The organism is Streptomyces sp. NBC_01264 (assembly GCF_026340675.1).
Lineage (GTDB): Bacteria > Actinomycetota > Actinomycetes > Streptomycetales > Streptomycetaceae > Streptomyces.
The window spans coordinates 137,985-155,769 of record NZ_JAPEOX010000002.1 but is presented as its reverse complement, the minus strand read 5'-3'; the positions used below and the strand labels follow the sequence as shown (position 1 = coordinate 155,769).

Below are 17,785 nucleotides of genomic sequence, written 5' to 3'. Positions count from 1 at the left end.
GGGCCCTGGCCTTTCCAGCACCGGGCGGCTGAAGATCCACGCCGTCATCGAGGAAGTCCCTTGACTGGTGATGGAAGAGATCGGCAAGCCGCTCCTGCTGGAGCCCGGGGACGTCGTGGTGTTCGCGGGCGACCGGCGGTACGTGCTCGCGAGCGATCCGGATCTGACCCCGGTCGAGGCGCTGCCGTTGCTGAAAGCGACGACCGAGCCCCACCACCACACGGGAGCGCCGGGAATCCGGGAGACCGTGGCGCTCGGCGGCCACATCGAACTCGAAGCAGTCGGGAAGGACCTGCTCATCGGCGCTCTGCCACCCGTGATGCACAGGCGGGCGTCAACCGAGGCCCCTGCCGCCTGCTGGCTCCTCAACCAGGCGTTCCATGGGTCAGGGGCTTCCTTCGTGGCCGACCTCCTGGCCCAGCTCCTCTTCGTCCAGGTCCTGCGCACCTACCTGGCCGAGGCGCACACGTCTCCGGTCAGGTTGCCGCGCGCCCTTGCCGAGGCGCAGATCTCCCCGGCAACTGCCCGGGACCTGATCACGGTCGCGTTGGCGATGACCTGACAGCGCGAGGTCACGAGTGGGTGAGGCTCTCGTGGTCCCACTGCTCCAGCAGTGTCTCCGCGGGCAGCGCGCTGCCCGCGGGAGCGAGGAGCTGGACCGGCATGTCGTGGGAGGCGCATGCGAACAGTTGCTCGGCGACGAGGTGGGGAACGAGCAGGGCCGTTGTGCCGGCCTTTCGGTTGAAGGCCACCTGGTAGGTGGCGATGACTGATGCCTCCCACAGGGTGAGGGGTCGCGTTCCGGCTCGCTGTGGAGGGTTCGGGGGAGGGCGGGTGCTTTGACGGCCATCAGCTGCCACGGGGCGCTGGCGGGGCGATCGGCTTCTTCGCGTGCCTGGCGGATCCAGTCGGCGGTGAGCTCGCGGAACGCGGCGTGGGCTTCGGGCTTCCCTTTGCGGCGGCGCCCGAAGGCGTTACTGACGACGGTGTACACCGAGAAGTCCTGATCTTCCAGGCGCTGCCAGGACCAGATGGCTCGGCGACTCCACTCGTACCACGCTCGCCGGAAGGTCTTCTCCGCCTCCGCTCCCAACCCGGCGAAGCCGGGATCGCCGGAGAACTGCGGCGTGGGCAGGACGCGTACGGCAGCGGCGTCCAATAGATGGGCCGGCTGGACGAGTGCCGCGAAGGCCCGACGCTCTGCGTCGAGGACGGCGGTGAGCCGACTCTGTAGCCCGTCGGCCCACGGAGCGAGGAACGGGTACTCGGCTATTGCTTCGTTGCTCCGTGCCAGGTAGGAGTGCAGTCGGCGCCAATGTGAGTGCCGTCCGGAGCGGAAGTTACGGGCGCGGTCGTAGCGCTCCCGTTCCTCGTCGCGCCCGGCCTCGTCGACTTCCTCTTCCGAGTCGCGGGCGTCATCGGCGTGGGGCGGGTAATCGCCGGTGGCGAGGGCGATGGCGGCGTCACGCCCGGCTTGGATGTCCTCCTCGTCCCTGGGCTCCCTGTCGAGCCAGATGGTGAGAGAGTCCACCTCGCTCACCGCTGCGCCGAGCGGCAGGATCGGGCTGTCCGTGGACAGAGGCCACCGGCAGTTCGCACAGAGCCGCTCGACGGCTTCGCCGAACGGGAAGTCGATCTGGTTCACGGAGGCGGCAGACCGCAGCGTGCGGCACTCGGGGCTTCCGTGGAGCTTGCCCTTGCCCGTTGCCGATGCGTGGCAGGTGATGAGGATGTCCCGGGTCGGCCCCAGGGGAACCTCGGGTTTGAAGATCGAACCGAGCATGACGTGGCGGAGCTCACCGGGAGTCGAGGGCATGTCGGCAGGTTATGCGCAGCCACTGCCAGCCCGCCGGGTAATCGGTCCCCGCCACTCTGGGGTGAGTTGACGTACCAGACCAGGCGCAGGACGCCGTCACGATGGTGGTCGTGCGGACCATGTGATGAAAGCGGTGGGGCACGAAGGGCGTGCCCACGCCCACGGCGCGCTGCAGAGTCGAGCCGTCCCGCTGCGTCGTGCCACCACACGTGCCAGAGGGTGGTCGCCTGCTTCACTCCGGGCGGGAGTCTGGCCGCGACTGGTCCGGGAGGCGCGACTGAGATGCTCTGCTCCGCACTTGGCATGATGATTCTGTGTCGGTGGGTGACGTTCCAGAGCTGACTTCGCGAGGGTAGTTCCCCTTCTGGGAGCTCGACTTGGCGCTCTAGGAGAACCCGATTGCTTTCGGGTAATAGCTGCAATAAAGGAACCTCGTGTGCTGGTGGTACACGGGTGACACCCCAGCTGACCAGCAAAGATGGCCATCTGTGGCGGTGTCGGCTGGCGACTGGCCCGTGAATGGCCGGGATCTTGGTTCAGTCGGAGGCAGCCACCTACCTGACCGGTGGCGATTGGGTCGAGCAGTACCTGCAGCCGCTGGCCGAGGTCCTGGGCGAGCACGTCCGCGTCGCCGCCCGTGTCACCGGTGTGTCCCGCGCCGACGGCGACCGCATTGTCGACGCTGACCGCGAGGCCCAGCCCTTCACCGTCGGCATCGCGAACACGGACGGCAGCGACGGCTGATCGCCCGCGCCGTCGTCGACGCGTCCAGCACATGGTCCACCGCCAGATCCATCGGAGGTGATGGCTTTCCTGCGCTCGGCGAGCGACCCGCGTCCGACTGGATCTCGTCAACGCATCCCGGACCTGAGGAACCCGGACGTCCGCGTCAGGTACGAAGGCCAGCAGGCTGAGTCCGGGCACGAGAAGCGTTGTGCGACGACTTGTGGATCATCGGTTTGCTGCCCTGAGGAGTCAGCCTTGACCGTCCGTGCTATTCGGCGATCTCTGTCCGTTCCCACCACTCGTAGACCGCCAGCTGCCCCTCCGAGCTATCCTGGCGCCGCGACGTGATCTTGAAATGCTCGTACCCACCGCGGTGTGGAATCTTCAGGTCTTGTCCGGGGTCGGAGATCGGAACGATCCGCTCGGGCAGATCGTCCGGGCCGCCCTCAAGCACTGCCTTTGTCGCCATGCTTCCAGTCTTCACAACCACGGGACCGCTCGCATCACGAGGTCGGCACTGGCGTCGCTTCGGCACCACCGGCAGCGCTCCGCCCCGACTCGATTGTGGGGGCGGGGTCGGTTTGTGAGCACGGGGAACGCAATGTGGTTGAGAGGGCTGATCAAACGGCACGTGGCTGGGCAGGGTCAAACGTCCTGGCGTCGTGCATTGGTCTGGAACCTGGTCCTCACCTGGGAGCGGAGGGATCGGGCCACGTCCAGGTCGAAGGACTCGGTGCTGGGGGTGAGCATCGCTGCGGCGGCTACGGCCACCCCCAGTGCGCAGGCGCTGACGGGATCCTCGCCAGCGGCCAGCTGCGTGATGAGGGCGGCGACCATGCTGTCTCCCGCCCCGGCATCGCTCAGAGGCTCGCCAGGCAGCGGCGGCGCGTAGAGCTCGGTGTGGCCGTGGCTGGTAGAGCACAGTGCGCCCAGTTCTCCTAGGGTGGTGACGGCGATTTCGGCGGCCCCTGTGGTGAGCAGGTGCTCGTTGAGGGCCCGGGCGTCGTCGAAGCCGCGGACCGGCTGGCCGGTCAGGCTCTCGGCCTCTGTCCGGTTGCACCTGAGCAGGAACACGCCCTCCGCGAGTGCTCCGCGAAGCGCCGGCCCGGAGGTGTCCAGGACCAGTCGGGATCCGGCTTCCCTGATACGGCGGGCGGCGGCCGCGTAGAAATCGTCTGGCAAGCCACCGGGCAGGCTGCCGCTAGCCACGACGTACGGGCAACCGTCAACGGCCTGCACCAGCGCATCCAGGGATCGCCGCCCCTCGTGGCTGTGCAGGTGCGGGCCGGGTGGCACGATGTGGTAGCCGCGGCGCGATTCTGCCTCGAACAGCACGAGTGCTTCTCGGGTGTCGTCGTCGATGTCGACGGCGACGTGGTCGATGCCCTCCTCGTCCAGCAACCGGTTCAGGCGCAGGCCGACCTCGCCTCCGGCGGTGTGGACGGCGGTGGCTCGTCCTCCGAGCCGCACGACATGACGGGCGACGTTGATCCCTCCACCCCCGGCGGCCACCGACCTGACCTGGGCACGGTTCTTGCCGATGCCCTCCAGGTGTCCGACCTCCCAGCAGAGATCGACTGCGGGATTCATCGTCAAGGTGAGGATCGACGGCCCGGAGGCCCTCCCCGATCCCTCCGCGCCGCCGGTAGTCCCGGCTGTGACGGGGGGCGGCGTCGAGGCCGTACTCATCGCACTCACCTCCGTGGACAGCGACACGTCCGACCCGACTTCCATACTGAAACAACTTGACGTCACCTGCATGGCGGCCCGCGGCTGGGCCTGTTCCTCGGCATGTCGATCTACCAGGAGCATCGGGTGGGCGGTGGCAGCTGCGGCATCTGGAGCAAGAACGTGCTCGGGCCGGTCTGGATCGAGGTGCCGGGACCGGGAAGGGTGCTTCAGGTCGGTGCGGCAGGAGCACTCAAGAAGGGGCCGAAGGGGCCGACGAGCCCGCCGATCAAGCCCTGGGGCGCTCACTCGGCGGCCTGAGTGCCAAGGGCCACCCTCGGAGGTGCCGGTAACCCGTGCTTTGGTCAGCAGACGCTGGCCGCAGGGCAGCATCCCTTCGCCGTGGTCCTGGGCTGCGTCGATTTCCGGGTGCCTCCGGAACTGGTCTTCGACCAGGGCCTGGGTGATCTACTGACCGTGCGCTCGGCCGGCGAGGTCCTGGCTGTTCCGTGACACCGAATGTTGAGCGCGTGCCATCGAGGTTTGATCACCTGCTGGCCTGTGGGGTGAGCTGTCCTAGCTTTGGCCGGGCAAGGCTTCCTCCGCGCGAGCGAGCTGGACGACGCCAAACGCCCCACCCTGGGGCAGTTCCCGGGATAGGGCGCGGCGCATAACGGCGGGCTACTTCGCGGTCAGGTACTCCGAGCGGATGTAGAGCCCGCTGCGCTTGTCGAACGTCCACTTGAGCCATTCGGCTGTTCCCCGGTCACGCAGACACTGTTCCCAGTTCGGACCGTCCATCGGCGCGTACCAGTCCTCATCGGTGCTGGAGACGTCCGTGAACGCGTAGTTCGGCGGGAACTGGTCCACCAGCCACATGAAGCCGCCCCACTGGTCGACCTTCTTGTGCCAGCGGAACGCCGAGACCTTCCACGCCGGCGTCGTCGCCTTGACCGGAGCGTCCGGCGCGCTGTTGAACGCGTCGTACACCCGGCGGTCCTCTGCGCCCATCGCCGCGCGCTTGTTCGCCTCCTCCACGATGGCCTGCTGCTTGTCCACAAGGAACTTGGACAGGCCGCGGGTGGTGTCGTCGTCCAGCGGCTCGATCAACTCCGCCAGACGTTCGGCGGGCAGGTACGCCAGGACGGTGCCCGGAAAGTGCATGTCTTGCGCGACGGCGGCGTTCAGCCAGTCCACGGCCGGCTGCCATGTCTGCGTGACGCCCTTGTAGTGGCGCACCGTGTAGTACTCCAGGACCGCCGCCCGGACCCCGTCCAGTTCGGCCGGGGTCAGCTTCGCCACCAAGCCCTCACGTGTCTTGACCGGAAGCCGACCGAGCAACTCCGTCCGGTCAGCCCGGGGAATCAGTCGGATCTCCTCGGCCGTCAGCTCGGCCCAGTCCGCGAGCTTCGCCGTTTCATCGGCCTGGTACTGCTTCCACTCCTCCAGTTCGCGCCTCCGGGCTGCCGCCAGGGCGGCCTCAAGGTCGAAGTCCGGGTCGGCGTAGTTCAGGATGCCGTCACCGTCTTCATCGCCGATCTGCAGCTCGTAGGTGTTCTCCGCAGTCGTCATAGGTCAGCCCTTCATCGGGGTGGCGTGCCGTAATCGATCTTTACAGAGTGTCGTCACTCACCGCTACCATTTGCATACACCGGGCAATGATTTGGCGCGCAGACCCGGTCTTCTTGGCCGAAACCCACGCTCGCGAAGCCCGACACCGGGGCGAGAGTTCCACAGGCTTCGGATGCTCGTATCCCGCCGATATCCACCCTGCGCACGCCTCCAAGCGGGAGCGCGCGCGGCGAGGCCCCTGGTCACGTCCGTACCGGTGTGGTGCACCCCTGGGCCGTACACCCCGTCAGGCCGCGCCCCAGCGATCGAACCCCTCTGGCCAGCTGAGGGGCCTCGCGTTTTTCGGACAGGGATCTGACCGTTCATTTCACGCGGCTATTCGCAACCTTGCATACTCGGCGTGGACTTCCTGCGGAGGCCGGTAACCGACAGCCGAGTGAAGGCGTTTGCGATTGTACCAGAATTCGATGTAGCGAGTGATGTCCTGCCGGGCGGCCTCGAGGGTCAGGTAAGTCACACGTGAGACACGCTCGTTCTTCAGAGTTCCGAAGAACGATTCGGCCATCGCGTTGTCGAAACAGATCCCGGTGCGCCCAGACGATCTGCGGAGGCCGAGCCGGTTCAGCGCCTTCCCGAACTCGGCTGACATATAGTTACTTCCGCGATCGGAGTGAAAAATTGCCCCCTTGGTGAGCTTCCTGTTGCGGGCTGCGTTGCGTATGGCCCGGGATATCAAAGGCGTCTGGTAGTGGTCGTCCATCGCATACCCGATGACTTCCTTCGTGCAGCAGTCGATGACCGTCGCGAGATAAAGCCAGCCCTCGCCAGTCGGAATGTAGGTTATGTCTCCGACGAGCTTTTCACCCGGGGTGTCGGCGGTGAAGTTCCGGCCGACGAGGTCGGGCACTGCGCCCGCCGCAGCCTGGGTCAGGCTGAACCGCTTCGGGCGGGGCTGGCAGGGCATCAGGCCCAGTTCACGCATGAGCTGGCGCACGAGCTCCAGGCCGGCGGCGTGCCCCCAGCGCGCCAGCTGGGCGCGGATGCGCCGGTATCCGTACGTACTGTCGGACACCTCGAAGGCTTTCTTGACGAGCAGTTTCAATTCCTCGCGCCGCTGAGCCGTCGCAGAATCAGGACGGCGTCGCCAGTCGTAGTAGCCGGACTTGGACACGTCGAGCCGCTCACACATGAACTCGACAGAAAATACGTACTCCGCGGTGTCGAGTCGCATCGTTTCGATGAACTCGTACTTGCGTGCTACCGGGGATCCTTCGCGAAGTACGCCGCGCATTTTTTCAGGAAGGCGTTCTCCATCTCGACTTCGCGAATGCGGCGTTCGAGTTCCTTCAACCGGGCGCGTTCACTCACCGTCAGCTCAGCGTCAGCGGCCGGCTCACGCCGTTTCTGGAACTTTTTCACCCAGCCCCGGAGTGTCTCCGGGTTCAATTCAAGCTCTCGGGCTGTCTCCGAGACGGTCTTGCTGGAGCGGAGCGCGATCTGGACTGCTTCCTCGCGGAACTCCGGGGTGTACTTGCTGGGCGGTGCCACTTCGTGCTTCCTCATTCCCTTGACAGGACAACCCTATTGGGCCCCTGTCCGAGAACTTCGGGGCACCTCAAGCGTGCTTAACCCTCGATGGCACGAACTCGCGTCGATCAATGTTCCCTACGTTGTTCTGCGGGACCGGGCGAGCCCTTCGTATGGTTGGCCCACCCAGGGGCGTCGGGTGTGGCTTTCAATGTTCTGCCGCCTGTGGCTTCCATCGATTGGCCGCCCGACGCCCCACGACGACTCGGCTGCCAATTAGGAATTGCGAATGATCGCTCCGTAGACACCTCAGGCGTGTATCTCGTCAAGCGGCGGCGGCGAGTTCGGTCGGGTAGGCGGTGTGTTCATCGAACAGACGGTGGTTTTGTAGGCAGTGGTGGAGCTGGCCGATCATGCGGTTGAAGAGGTTGCGCTGGGCGGCGGCGTGCCAGTCTCCGTGGGCGTCGCGGCGTCGGCGGTAGTGGGTTTGGCGCCGGGTGACGCGGTGATGGCGGCGAAGGCCCAGAGGTATCCGGCGTGGTTGAGGCGGTCGTTTTTGACCCATCGGCGGGTGATGCTGGACTTCTTCCCCGAGGCTCTGGTGATGGGTGAGGCGCCGGCGTATGCCTTCAGGCCGCGGGCGTCAGCGAACCGCTTGCGGTCGTCGCCGATCTCGGCGAGCACCCGGGCCCCGAGCTGGGTGCCGAGGCCGGGGAAGCTGAGGATGATCTCAGCGTCGGGGTGTTGAGGGAACGTCTCCTCCACCGCCTTCGCGAGGTCGTCTGCGGCCTTGCAGGCGGCTTCCAGCTGGACTAGGAGGGCGAGCATCTGCCTGCCGAGCGCGTCCTCGACCAGTGGTGGCTGGTGGGCCCAGTCGGCGCGGAAGACTTCCCGGAGCCGCTCGGCCTCGGCGTCGATGCCGCGCTGGCGGCCAGCCCGCTTGAGTGCGGCCTGAAGCTGCGTGCGGGTCAGCCGTGCGGCCTTGGCCGGTGTCGGGGCGGCTTTGAGGAGCTCGTGGGCCTCGGGCCGGCAGAGGCCGTTGCGCCAAGGGTCGAAGGCTGCGAGGGCTGAGGGGTAGTACTCGCGTAAGAGGGACCTGAGCTGGTTGGAGATCTGCTGACGATTCCAGGTGGCGTCCTGCTGGGCTCGTGCGAGCACGGCGATGGCACGGCCCAGGTCGCTGTCCTGGGGCAGAGGCCGGTGGGCGTGCATGTCGGTGCGGAGGATGTTCGCCAGGACCAGGGCGTCGCCAGGGTCGGACTTTTTGCGCGAGACGGAATGCCGATCGCGGTATCGGGCGGCGGCCATCGGGTTGATCGCGAAGACCTGCCTCCTGCCGGTCCTGAGCACGGCTACCAGTAGGCCGCGGGAGGTCTCGATCGCGACCGGGATCGGGGCCTCCTGGCTGTCGCCGTACTCGGCGAGCAGGTCCAGCAGGATCCGGTAGCCGGCGGTGTCGTCGGTGATGTGCCGTTTGGCCAGCAGCTGGCCGCTGTCGTCAACCAGGGCGACGTCGTGTGTCTTCTCCGCCCAGTCGATGCCGCAGTAGATCAAGGCCCCTCCCAGTGATTCTGTCTATTTGGGCTGGTCACGAGCTCATGCGGAACCACGCAGCGACCTAATCCCAGGACTCAGCCGGCTCGGCTGGTCCGCCACCTCAGTAGCTGTTCGTGGCACCAGCTCACCCCACGGGCCTCGGTCTAAACGGGAGCTCTGAACAGCTCGGGCTTCGCAAGAGGTCACCATGGCGCGGGCTCGCACCACCAACACCAACGAGTGATGAAGAGTTGGGTGTTGACGCCTGGAGGTGCCGGACGTCGCCGCTCTACATATGGGCGCGGGGCCAGGTGATGTCCAGGCGTCCGTCCGGCATCCGCGGGCACTATCAGCCGCACTTCAGTGCAGGCATGCGCACCGATCTACGGAGAGGCTTCCTGCTGCCCGGGAATCGAAAGATGTCGCAAGCCTGCACTCGAACAGGCCCGAGGAACTCGATCTCCTCCAGCACCGCCCTTAACAAGGGATTAGGGAATCGACAGCGAGGTCGTCCGTCGGGAGGCATCAGCACACCCACCGCACGGAGGCACCATGGCCGCGATCTGGGCCGGCATCGACGCAGGCAAGACCCACCATCACTGCGTCGCGATCGACGAGAGCGGCCGTCGGCTGCTGTCCCGGCGAGTCGCCAACGACGAGCCGGAACTGCTCGAACTCCTCATCGACGTCTTGGCCCTGGGCGACGAGGTGACCTGGGGCATCGACCTGGCCGACGGCGGAGCTGCCCTGGCCATCGGCATCCTCCTCAACCACGACCAGCCGGTGAACTACATCTCCGGCCGGGCCATCCACCGCGCCTCAGAGAGCTATCGAGGCGAGGGCAAAACCGACGCCAAGGACGCCGCGGTCATCGCCGACCAGGTCCGTATCAGGCGGGATCTGAACCCCTTACGCGCCAGCGACGAAACCGTCATCGACCTCAAGATCCTCACCGGTCGCCGCATGGATCTCGTCGCCGATCGCACCCGCACCGTCAACCGGCTGAGGGCCCAGCTCTCCGGAATCTTCCCGGGCCTGGAGCGGGCCTTGGACCTCACGAACAAGGGCCCGCTGACCCTGCTGACCGGTTACCAGACCCCTGCGGCCATCCGCCGGCTCGGCGCCAAACGCCTGGAGACCTGGCTGCGGAACCGCAAGGTTCTCCGCGCTGACCAGCTCGCCGAGGCCGCGGTCGCGGCTGCCGAACGTCAGCACACCAGCCTGCCCGGGGAGAAGTTGACCGCCCAGATGGTGCACACGCTCGTGAAGGAGGTGATGGCCCTCAACGAGCAGGTCGCCGAGCTCGACAAGCTCATCGAGGCCCGATTTCGCGACCACCGCCACTTCGACGTGATCACCAGCATGCCCGGACTGGGCACCATCCTCGGCGCCGAGTTCGTGGCCGCCACCGGCGGCGACATGACCGTCTTCGGCACCCCTGACCGCCTCGCCGCCTTCGGCGGCGTCGCCCCGGTCCCGCGCGACTCGGGCAAGATCAGCGGCAACCTGCGGCGCCCGCAGCGATACAACCGACGGCTCCAGCGCGTGCTCTACACCTCCGCGCTGTTCAGCATCCGACGGTCCGAGGAATCCCGCCGGTTCTACGACCGCAAACGAGCCGAGGGCAAGCGTCACACCCAAGCCGTCCTTGCCCTCGCTCGCCGCCGCGTCAACGTCCTCTGGGCCCTCCTCCGCGACGGACGGTGCTACGAGCTCGCGCCGCCGACCGCCCTCGCGGCTTGACAGACCGCATTAGGAATCGACGGCACAGGACACTGGCCGAAGCGGTCCGGGCGGAGTGTGTCGGGCCCGACGGGCGCGAACTGGTGCACGAGATGGCGCACGGCCTGGCCCGCTCGGGCGGTCAGGCCGTCTTCCGGATGGCCCTCAGAGGCTGGTGATCATGGGCTCTGGAGTTCGAGGGGTCGTTTCTGGGGCTCGGTGGGCATGAGAACAGGGGCCCTCTGGAGAGTTTTTCGTTGCCACGAACAACCCCGGAGGACCCCGTGCCGCAGTTGTACCAACTTGCCGTGCCCGCAGACAGCTTCACCCGCCCCGCGTGCAGGTGTCTGCCGTGCCGGTTCGGGAACGTGCCGTCCGGGGCGCCGGTGCACGAGCGGGCCTTCGAGACGGATATGACCGAGGCCGAGTGGGACGAGGTGCGCGCGGCCATCCCGCCGCCGCCGTGGCTGGAGGGGCGCGGGGGCCGGCCGGAGGAGTATTGCCACCGGCGAATGTTGGACGCGCTGCGCTATCTCGCGGACAACGGGGGAAAGTGGCGTTCGCTGCCCGAGCCGTTCCCGCCGCCGCGCAAGGTCTTCGACTTCTTCCGCCGCTGGGTACGCCAGGGCGTGTTCGCCATGATCCACTCCTTGCTGGTGAAGGAGATCCGCCGCCGCGAGGGCCGTGCCGAACAGCCGACGGCCGCGATCATCGACGCGCAGTCGCTCAAGGCGGCCGAGACGGTGGGTGCCGCGAGCCGTGGGTTCGACGGCGGCAAGCAGGTCAACGGGCGCAAGCGGCACATCGTCGTCGACACCCTCGGCCTGGTCCTGCTGGTGGCCGTCACCGCCGCCGACGTGAACGACCGCACCGCGGCCATGGCCCTCTTCGACCGTCTGCGGCTGCTCTTCTCCCAGGTCACCAAGGTCTGGGCGGACCACGTCTACGACGGCGAACTCGTGCCCTGGGCCCGCCGGCACCTCGGTTTGGACTTGGAGATCCCTGTGCACCCCGGCCGCCGCAAGGCGCAGGGTTTCAAGGTCATCCCCAAGCGGTGGGTCGTGGAACGCACGCTGGCGTGGATCACTCGGCGGCGTCGCTGCGTGCGCGACTACGAACGCCGCCTGGACCACCACGCCGCCTTCGTCCTGCTCGCGGTGGGCATCGCGATGAGCCGCCGACTGGCCGGCCGTGCCGACGCCCCTGCCCGGCGGGTCAGCCGGGCAGCCTGGTGAACCTCCCGTCGCCTCGCTTCACGATCCACCCTCGGGCCGCCAGCCGGGAACACACGTCCCGCGCCCGCTGCTGACGCGCCGGCGTCGCCTCCCAGCCCAGTTTCTCGGCCACTTGCCGCGCCAGCACCGGACCCTTCACCTCCCGCACGACCGCCAGCGCCGCCCGATACACCCCGGGCAGCACACTCTCGTCCCGTCCCGGCTCCCACGACGCCACCGCTCCACGCACCACGGCCGCCTTATCCGTCAGTTCCAACCGCTCCTCCAAGGCGAGGCGCAGCCGGCGCACCGCGTCCTCCTCCGCGCTCGCTTCCGTCAGCCAGAAGTCCACCTGCTCCTGGGCCTCGGCCAGCAACGCCTGCCACTCCATGGCCTTCCCCCGCGCCAGCTCGGCCTTCGCCGTCATCAACGACACCACGGACACCATCGAGACCTCCCGCATCGCTCCCGGAACCTCTCGATGCCTCTATCCGGAATCCAGCCCGCACCCACCCGCCAGAGCGGCCCCACTCGCACTGGCTAACCCTTGATCACCAGGCTCTCAGGCCAGGGCGAGGAAGAGCTTCTCGAGTTCTTCCTCGGTCATGGGCGGCTGGGTTCCGTCGGCGTTGTTCATGCACTGGCGCATGCCGCTGGCGACAATTTTGAAGCCGGCGCGGTCGAGTGCCTTGGAGACGGCGGCGAGTTGGGTGACGACGTCCTTGCAGTCGCGGCCGGCTTCGATCATGGCGATGACTCCGGCGAGCTGTCCCTGGGCGCGGCGCAGACGGTTGAGGACCGAGCTGACCGCTGCTTCGTCGACCTTCACCAGGTGCCTCCTGATTGACGTGCTGTCCCCTCATGGTACCCCAGGGGGTATATGTGGGGGTCAGCGGTTGCGGAGGGCCGCGAGTGCGGCATCGAGGTCCCCTTGGCGGGGGCGGTTGTGGGGGAGCTTGGCGAGGACGGCTGCCATGCCGCAGGTGTTGGTGAGGGCGGAGAAGGTCAGGCCGCCGGCGACCGCGGCGGAGATGAGCTGGAAGGCGGGGTGGATCAGTCCGAGCGCGAGGCCTGCAAGGACGAGGGCGCCGGCGGTCAGGCGGACCTGGCGCTCCATGCCCCACGTGGTCCGGGTGGGGTGCTCGGGGTAGTGCAGGTCGTGGCCGGCGGCGGTCCACGCGCCGGTGCCCCCGGCGAGGGTGGCGGTGCTGATGCCGTGCTCGGCGAGCGTCGTGCAGGCGCGGTCAGATCGCGCTCCGGAGGCGCAGACGACGAGGATGTCGCCGCGGTCGGCGGCGTGACGGATGTCGGGCAGGGCGCGTGAGAGCTGGTCGAGGGGGATGTTCAGGGCGCCGGGCAGGTGGCCTGCGGCGTATTCACCGGGGGTGCGGACGTCGAGGACGGTGAGCTCGTGTAGCCGGGTGCGGGCCTGGGCGGAGTCGAGGGTGTGACGGGTGGTCATGGCGGAGTAGTCCTTCCTGGGTGGCGGCGGGGGCCGGGGGCGGGCGCCGGGTGAGCTTGGGGTGTGCCGTGGGGGGGGGGGGGGGGCAGCGGATCGCGTCGGTGAGCATGAAGGCCGCGACGGCCAGCAGTGTGACGGCGAAGATCCGTTGCAGGGTGGGGTCCGTGATCTTGGCGGCGAGGCGCTTCCCGTCCCAGGCGCCGAGGATCGCGGAGCCGGTGAAGGGTGCGATGACCGCCCAGTGCAGAGGTGCGGGGGTGGCGGTGCGGGCGGTGAGCGCGGCGAGTGAGTTGACGGTGATGACGAGCAGGCTGGTGCCGACGGCTGTCCGCATGCGCAGGCCCAGGACTCCCACGAGGGCGGGGACGGCGAGGAATCCGCCGCCGACGCCCAGGAATCCGGTGATCGCGCCGAGGCCCGCGCCGGCTCCGGCTGCCCGGAGCGGCTGTGCCGGGCGGAACTCCTTCTCGGCTTTGGGGGGTTTGAGCATGCGCAGGGCGGCGAGGCCCGCGATGGCCGCGAACGCGGCGGTCAGCACCTGTTCGGGCAGTCGTGCGGCGAGGGTGGCCGCCGCCATGGCGGGGAGTATGCCGGCGGCTGCGAAGAGGGCGCCGGTTTTCCAGCGGACGTTGCCGGAGGTGGCGTGGGCGTAGAGAGCGGTGGCGGATGTGGCGGTGACGATGATCAGCGACGCCGTGGTCGCGGCGGCCGGGCTGAAGTCGAGCAGGTAGATCAGGGCCGGGACCGCGAGCACGCTGCCGCCGCCGCCGAGAGCTCCGAGTGCGAGGCCGATGACTGCTCCTGCGATCAGGGCGAGGAGGAGCGTGCTCACGCTATCGAGCCGCTGTTTCCACGGTCGTCGACAACAGGTAGCCCGGCCGCTGCCCAGGCGCTCATGCCGCCCTTGACGTCGGCGGCGTCCGACCCGCGCGCGGTCAGGATCTTCACGGCCTGCCGGGAGCGGTGCCCGGAGCGGCAGATCACCACCAGTGGCCGGCCCTGGGCGGTCGGGGGCAGGCCGTCACTGGTCGTCAGGGCGGAGAGCGGGGCGTGTACGGCCCCGGGTGCGTGTCCGGCGCTCCACTCGGCGCGCTCGCGTACGTCGAGCAGGACGGCGCCCTCGTCGCGCGTGCGCTGATGGGCCTGGGTCGGAGTCACGCGGGCGGGGCCGCGCCGGAAGAGGAACATCTGTGGGTCTTTCTCTCGGCGGAATGGGGGAGGACGAGTCGTCAACTGCCCAGGCGGCCGGGCCCGCTGACTACCTGGAGACCTGCGCTCCGGGCGGCGTCGAAGGAGTCGTCGACGGCCACGACATCGCGTCCGGCGGCGTCGAGCAAGGAGGCTGCGATTCCCGCGCGCATTCCGCCCGCGCAGTGCACCCAGACCACTCCGCCCGGTACTTCGTCCTGGCGCCGGTGGAGCTGGTGGACGGGGATGTGTACGGAGCCCTTGATCCAGCCCTCCGCTCGCTCGGAGTCCCGCCGTACGTCCAGCACGATCCTGTGCTCGTACGGGTCCAGGGCGGCGAGGTCGGCGAACGTGGCCCGCGGGAAGCTCCGCGGATCCTCGCCCTCCGGAAGCCAGTCGGCGGGCTCTCCGGTGGCCGCGGCGGCCGGCCGGTCGATACCGACCCGGGCCAGTTCACGCTGTGCCTTCGCCAGCAGCTCGGGGGATTCGGCGAGGAGGGTGACGGGCTTGCCCCAGGGGATCAGCCACGCGAGGTAGGTGGCGAGCTTCCCGTCGGCCTCGAAGTTGAAGGCACCTGCGACATGCCCCTGGGCGAATGCGATGCGGTTGCGCAGGTCGACCACCCATTCCCCGGCTGCCAGACGGGCCGCGATGTCGGCGGCGTCCGCCACGGGAGGTGCGGTGAGGTCTACCGGAGCCGGGCCCGCGGCGTTGGCCGGTCCCATGTGGGCGTAGTACGCGGGCACGTCGTCGAGCCCGGCCAGCAGGGCGGAGACGAAGGCGTCGACGTCCTGGACGAGGGCGTCGTTGCCCGCCTTCTCCTTGCCGATGGTGCTGGTGTCCCCGTCGGCCTGGGCGGAGGAGCAGAAGCTTCCGAACCCGTGGGTGGGCAGCACCTCGGTTTCGTCCGGGAGTTCGGCGGCCAGCCGGTATGCGGAGGCGTGCTGGGCGCGGGCCAGCTCCTCGGTCAGTCGAGGTTCGACCAGGTCGGGCCGCCCGACCGTCCCTATCAGCAGGGAACCCCCGGTGAACACCGCGACGGCCGCGCCCTGCTCCTCCAAGACGTAGGAGGTGTGATGCGGGGTGTGCCCGGGGGTGGCCAGCGCCCGCAATGTGATGCCCTCGTCCACCGTGACGGTGTCGCCGTCATGGACGGGGGTGCGGGCGAAGGACACCCGGGCCGCGGCCGGCACCAGGTACTCCGCGCCGGTGAGGCGTGCCAGATCCAGACCGCCGGTGACGTAGTCGTTGTGGATGTGGGTCTCCAGTACATGGGAGATCCGCACCCCTCGCCGGGCCGCGGCGGCGAGCACCTGGTCGATGTCGCGCGGCGGGTCCACCGCCACGGCTTTGTGGGCACCGCCTGCCAGGTAGCTGCGGTTGCCGAGCCCTTCCAGGTCAAGGGTGTCGATGAAGAACACGCTGTCGCTCCTTCTCGCGAGAATTACCCCCGGGGGTATATCTCGAGCGTAGCATTAGTACCCCCGGGGGTATTTTTGGCGGAGTCTCGACCCGTTGGAGGCCCGTGGGTGGGCCTGCTTACGAGCAAGGCCGCAACCGCCATGAAAGGGATGAACCAATGCGCTACGACCGCACCGTCCGCCTCACCGGTGACTTCGCCACCACCGTGGCCGCCGTCCGAGAGGCCTTGGCTGCGCAGGGCTTCGGGATCCTCACCGAGATCGACGTCACCGCCACCCTGAAGGCCAAACTCGGCCACGACATGGAGGGCTACCTCATCCTCGGAGCCTGCAACCCGCCGCTCGCCCACCAGGCCCTGGATGTCGACCGCACCATCGGACTGCTCCTGCCGTGCAACGTCGTCGTCCGCGCCGACGGGGGCGAGACCGTGGTCCAGGCGCTCGACCCGGACACGATGGTCACCCTCACCGGCCTGCCCGCCCTCCAGCCGGTCGCCGAAGAGGCCGGCCGCCGCCTGGATGCCGCCCTGGCCGCTCTGCGCGACGGTGTCTGAGCTCTTCGCTCCAGTCGCTCCCCGTCCATTGGGGTGGGCGTCGGCGTGGGCGGCGTCCGTAACCCAAAGCCGCCCGCTCGGCCCCCGACGGGGCGGTCATCTACTGGTCGGCTGAGACGAGGGCGGTGCGTTCGGTGAGTGCGGCGGCAGGCGGGCGCTCGGCTTGGCTAGCCGCCACCGGCCGCACCGTCGCCATCGCCGCCATCGACGGCCGGGCGGCGGCCCTGATCGGCATCGCCGACGCACCCCGGGAGACCTCCTCCGCCGCCGTGAGTGAACTGCACGCCCTGGGCGTCGAGGTCGTCATGCTCACCGGCGACAACCAGGCCACCGCCGAACGGATCGCGCAGCGCCTGGGCATCGACACCCTCATCGCCGAGGTCCTTCCCGGCGACAAAGCCGCCACCATCGCCGAGCTCCAGCGCGGCGGCCGCAAGGTCGCCATGGTCGGCGACGGCATCAACGACGCCCCGGCCCTCGCCCAGGCCGAGCTCGGCATCGCCATCGCCATCGGCGCCGGCACCGACGTCGCCATCGAGACCGCCGACCTCGTCCTGATGCGCTCCGACCCCCTCGACGTCCCCACCGCCCTGCGCATCGGCCGCGGCACTCTGCGCACGATGCGCCAGAACCTCGGCTGGGCCATCGGCTACAACGCCATCGCCCTGCCCATCGCCGCAGGCGTCTTCGAACCCGCCACCGGCCTGATCCTCCGCCCCGAGATCGCTGCCCTCTCCATGTCCGGATCCAGCGTCATCGTCGCCCTGAACGCGCTCGCCCTCAAGCGCCTGCGCCTGCCCCGCCCAGCCCCCACGGGCCCGGCCGAGGGAGGCGTTCGAGGTGGCACGTAGTGCGGCCCGGGCCGCGCTGCGCAGTACCCGGGTGCGTCCTACCGTGGGAAATGTGACCGGCCGCGAGCCCCGCACGCAGCCGCAGCCCCTGCTGCGGCTCACCACGCTGCTCGTCCTCGCCGTCATCGTCGGGCTGCTCGGCATGCACGCCTTGGGCGCCGCCGCCCTGCCGCCGGCAGGCGCCACCGAGCACACCTCCCACCACGTGGCGGCAGCCCCCGCCGACCCCGGCTCGCAGTACCGCTGCCCCGACGACGATCGCGACACGGGTCGCCATGTCGTCCACACGGACCAGATGTGCGCGTCTGCTGCCGTGCCGGGTTCCCCCGGTATCGCCGCAGCAGACACCGAGTCGGTCACCACCACGGCGCATGGCGTTTATGCCCCGGTCCCGTGGCCGATCGCGCTGGCCTACGAGCCGGCTGGAGGGCGGGCACCGCCCTCACTCGCCGGACTGCAGCTCCTGCGGATATAGGAGCCCCGTCTGCGGCCCGCCCCCACGGTGCCGCACACCGCGCTTCCTGTTCG

At 68.7% G+C, this 17,785-nt stretch carries 18 protein-coding genes and 3 pseudogenes; 9 read left to right on the top strand and 12 right to left on the bottom strand.

What is annotated here, in order from left to right:
- The first annotated feature begins 70 nt into the window (after positions 1-70).
- Positions 71-562: a cupin domain-containing protein gene (locus OG435_RS33560; RefSeq protein WP_266886333.1), complete on the top strand. Its 492-nt coding sequence runs from the start codon at positions 71-73 to the stop codon at positions 560-562.
- Positions 563-572: 10 nt separating this feature from the next.
- On the opposite strand, the gene OG435_RS33555 is transcribed toward OG435_RS33560, so the two are convergent.
- Positions 573-752: a hypothetical protein gene (locus tag OG435_RS33555; protein ID WP_266882644.1), complete on the bottom strand. Its 180-nt coding sequence runs from the start codon at positions 750-752 to the stop codon at positions 573-575.
- 1,595 nt (positions 753-2,347) lie between these two features.
- On the opposite strand from OG435_RS33555, the gene OG435_RS50795 reads away from it, so the two are divergent.
- On the top strand, positions 2,348-2,560 hold the full coding sequence (locus OG435_RS50795) for a hypothetical protein (RefSeq protein WP_430625792.1): 213 nt from the start codon (positions 2,348-2,350) through the stop codon (positions 2,558-2,560).
- 250 nt (positions 2,561-2,810) lie between these two features.
- Here the strand turns inward: OG435_RS50795 and OG435_RS33545 are convergent, their stop codons facing one another.
- Entirely contained in the window at positions 2,811-3,011 is a 201-nt protein-coding gene (locus OG435_RS33545; protein WP_266882642.1) for a DUF5988 family protein, read from the bottom strand.
- Between the two features lie 176 nt (positions 3,012-3,187).
- A complete protein-coding gene (locus tag OG435_RS33540) occupies positions 3,188-4,231 on the bottom strand; it encodes a 1-phosphofructokinase family hexose kinase (RefSeq protein WP_266882640.1) in 1,044 nt (347 codons plus the stop codon).
- Positions 4,232-4,333: 102 nt separating this feature from the next.
- On the opposite strand from OG435_RS33540, the gene OG435_RS33535 reads away from it, so the two are divergent.
- Both OG435_RS33535 and OG435_RS33530 read left to right on the top strand, forming a co-directional pair.
- Positions 4,334-4,531, top strand: coding sequence for a hypothetical protein (locus OG435_RS33535; protein ID WP_266882638.1), 198 nt, complete (start codon positions 4,334-4,336; stop codon positions 4,529-4,531).
- A 54-nt stretch (positions 4,532-4,585) separates the two neighbouring features.
- Positions 4,586-4,711, top strand: a pseudogene (locus OG435_RS33530) (carbonic anhydrase); the annotation flags it as partial.
- 180 nt (positions 4,712-4,891) lie between these two features.
- On the opposite strand, the gene OG435_RS33525 reads toward OG435_RS33530, so the two are convergent.
- The 3 genes and pseudogenes from OG435_RS33525 to OG435_RS33515 form a co-directional block, all read right to left on the bottom strand.
- On the bottom strand, positions 4,892-5,782 hold the full coding sequence (locus OG435_RS33525) for a hypothetical protein (RefSeq protein WP_266882636.1): 891 nt from the start codon (positions 5,780-5,782) through the stop codon (positions 4,892-4,894).
- 367 nt (positions 5,783-6,149) lie between these two features.
- Positions 6,150-7,345 (bottom strand): IS3 family transposase gene (locus OG435_RS33520; RefSeq protein ID WP_266874684.1). Its coding sequence is split into 2 segments (ribosomal slippage): positions 6,150-7,066 and positions 7,066-7,345, totalling 1,197 coding nucleotides; the frame shifts between segments, so codons are not numbered across the junction.
- Between the two features lie 289 nt (positions 7,346-7,634).
- Positions 7,635-8,863, bottom strand: a pseudogene (locus OG435_RS33515) (IS110 family transposase).
- 534 nt (positions 8,864-9,397) lie between these two features.
- On the opposite strand from OG435_RS33515, the gene OG435_RS33510 reads away from it, so the two are divergent.
- Together OG435_RS33510 and OG435_RS33505 are read left to right on the top strand one after the other, a co-directional pair.
- Positions 9,398-10,588: an IS110 family transposase gene (locus tag OG435_RS33510; RefSeq protein ID WP_266882634.1), complete on the top strand. Its 1,191-nt coding sequence runs from the start codon at positions 9,398-9,400 to the stop codon at positions 10,586-10,588.
- Positions 10,589-10,875: 287 nt separating this feature from the next.
- Positions 10,876-11,802, top strand: coding sequence for an IS5 family transposase (locus OG435_RS33505; protein WP_266882632.1), 927 nt, complete (start codon positions 10,876-10,878; stop codon positions 11,800-11,802).
- Here OG435_RS33505 and OG435_RS33500 read toward each other — a convergent pair.
- The 6 genes and pseudogenes from OG435_RS33500 to OG435_RS33475 all read right to left on the bottom strand — a co-directional run bounded on the left by OG435_RS33500 (position 11,783) and on the right by OG435_RS33475 (position 15,852).
- Entirely contained in the window at positions 11,783-12,229 is a 447-nt protein-coding gene (locus tag OG435_RS33500; protein ID WP_266882630.1) for a hypothetical protein, read from the bottom strand. The genes OG435_RS33505 and OG435_RS33500 overlap by 20 nt on opposite strands.
- 114 nt (positions 12,230-12,343) lie before the next feature.
- The gene (locus OG435_RS33495; RefSeq protein ID WP_112446465.1) at positions 12,344-12,610 is read right to left on the bottom strand and encodes a metal-sensitive transcriptional regulator; all 267 of its coding nucleotides are present in this window, start codon (positions 12,608-12,610) and stop codon (positions 12,344-12,346) included.
- A gap of 60 nt (positions 12,611-12,670) precedes the next feature.
- Positions 12,671-13,243 carry a rhodanese-like domain-containing protein gene (locus OG435_RS33490; RefSeq protein WP_266882626.1) on the bottom strand — a complete coding sequence of 191 codons (573 nt, stop codon included), beginning with the start codon at positions 13,241-13,243 and terminating at the stop codon, positions 12,671-12,673.
- 91 nt (positions 13,244-13,334) lie between these two features.
- Positions 13,335-14,075: pseudogene (locus OG435_RS33485) on the bottom strand (sulfite exporter TauE/SafE family protein); the annotation flags it as partial.
- Positions 14,072-14,431 (bottom strand): rhodanese-like domain-containing protein, encoded by a 360-nt coding sequence (locus OG435_RS33480; protein WP_266882624.1) that lies wholly within the window; start codon positions 14,429-14,431, stop codon positions 14,072-14,074. The gene OG435_RS33480 and the pseudogene OG435_RS33485, both read right to left, overlap by 4 nt.
- 41 nt (positions 14,432-14,472) lie before the next feature.
- Positions 14,473-15,852: an MBL fold metallo-hydrolase gene (locus tag OG435_RS33475; protein ID WP_266882622.1), complete on the bottom strand. Its 1,380-nt coding sequence runs from the start codon at positions 15,850-15,852 to the stop codon at positions 14,473-14,475.
- A gap of 158 nt (positions 15,853-16,010) precedes the next feature.
- On the opposite strand from OG435_RS33475, the gene OG435_RS33470 reads away from it, so the two are divergent.
- From OG435_RS33470 to OG435_RS33460, 3 genes are all read left to right on the top strand, one after another.
- The gene (locus tag OG435_RS33470) at positions 16,011-16,406 is read left to right on the top strand and encodes a DUF302 domain-containing protein (RefSeq protein ID WP_266882620.1); all 396 of its coding nucleotides are present in this window, start codon (positions 16,011-16,013) and stop codon (positions 16,404-16,406) included.
- A 134-nt stretch (positions 16,407-16,540) separates the two neighbouring features.
- The gene (locus OG435_RS33465) at positions 16,541-17,257 is read left to right on the top strand and encodes an HAD-IC family P-type ATPase (RefSeq protein ID WP_266882618.1); all 717 of its coding nucleotides are present in this window, start codon (positions 16,541-16,543) and stop codon (positions 17,255-17,257) included.
- 52 nt (positions 17,258-17,309) lie between these two features.
- Positions 17,310-17,732, top strand: a complete 423-nt coding sequence (locus tag OG435_RS33460; protein ID WP_266882616.1) for a DUF6153 family protein — start codon at positions 17,310-17,312, stop codon at positions 17,730-17,732.
- Positions 17,733-17,785 lie beyond the last annotated feature (53 nt).

Bases quoted from the DNA above. Each gene is read 5' to 3' on its own strand.
- OG435_RS33560 (WP_266886333.1), top strand. From the start codon at position 71: ATGGAAGAGATCGGCAAGCCGCTCCTGCTGGAGCCCGGGGACGTCGTG.
- OG435_RS33545 (WP_266882642.1), bottom strand. From the start codon at position 3,011: ATGGCGACAAAGGCAGTGCTTGAGGGCGGCCCGGACGATCTGCCCGAG.
- OG435_RS33540 (WP_266882640.1), bottom strand. From the start codon at position 4,231: ATGAGTACGGCCTCGACGCCGCCCCCCGTCACAGCCGGGACTACCGGC.
- OG435_RS33535 (WP_266882638.1), top strand. From the start codon at position 4,334: ATGTCGATCTACCAGGAGCATCGGGTGGGCGGTGGCAGCTGCGGCATC.
- OG435_RS33525 (WP_266882636.1), bottom strand. From the start codon at position 5,782: ATGACGACTGCGGAGAACACCTACGAGCTGCAGATCGGCGATGAAGAC.
- OG435_RS33510 (WP_266882634.1), top strand. From the start codon at position 9,398: ATGGCCGCGATCTGGGCCGGCATCGACGCAGGCAAGACCCACCATCAC.
- OG435_RS33500 (WP_266882630.1), bottom strand. From the start codon at position 12,229: ATGGTGTCCGTGGTGTCGTTGATGACGGCGAAGGCCGAGCTGGCGCGG.
- OG435_RS33490 (WP_266882626.1), bottom strand. From the start codon at position 13,243: ATGACCACCCGTCACACCCTCGACTCCGCCCAGGCCCGCACCCGGCTA.
- OG435_RS33480 (WP_266882624.1), bottom strand. From the start codon at position 14,431: ATGTTCCTCTTCCGGCGCGGCCCCGCCCGCGTGACTCCGACCCAGGCC.
- OG435_RS33470 (WP_266882620.1), top strand. From the start codon at position 16,011: ATGCGCTACGACCGCACCGTCCGCCTCACCGGTGACTTCGCCACCACC.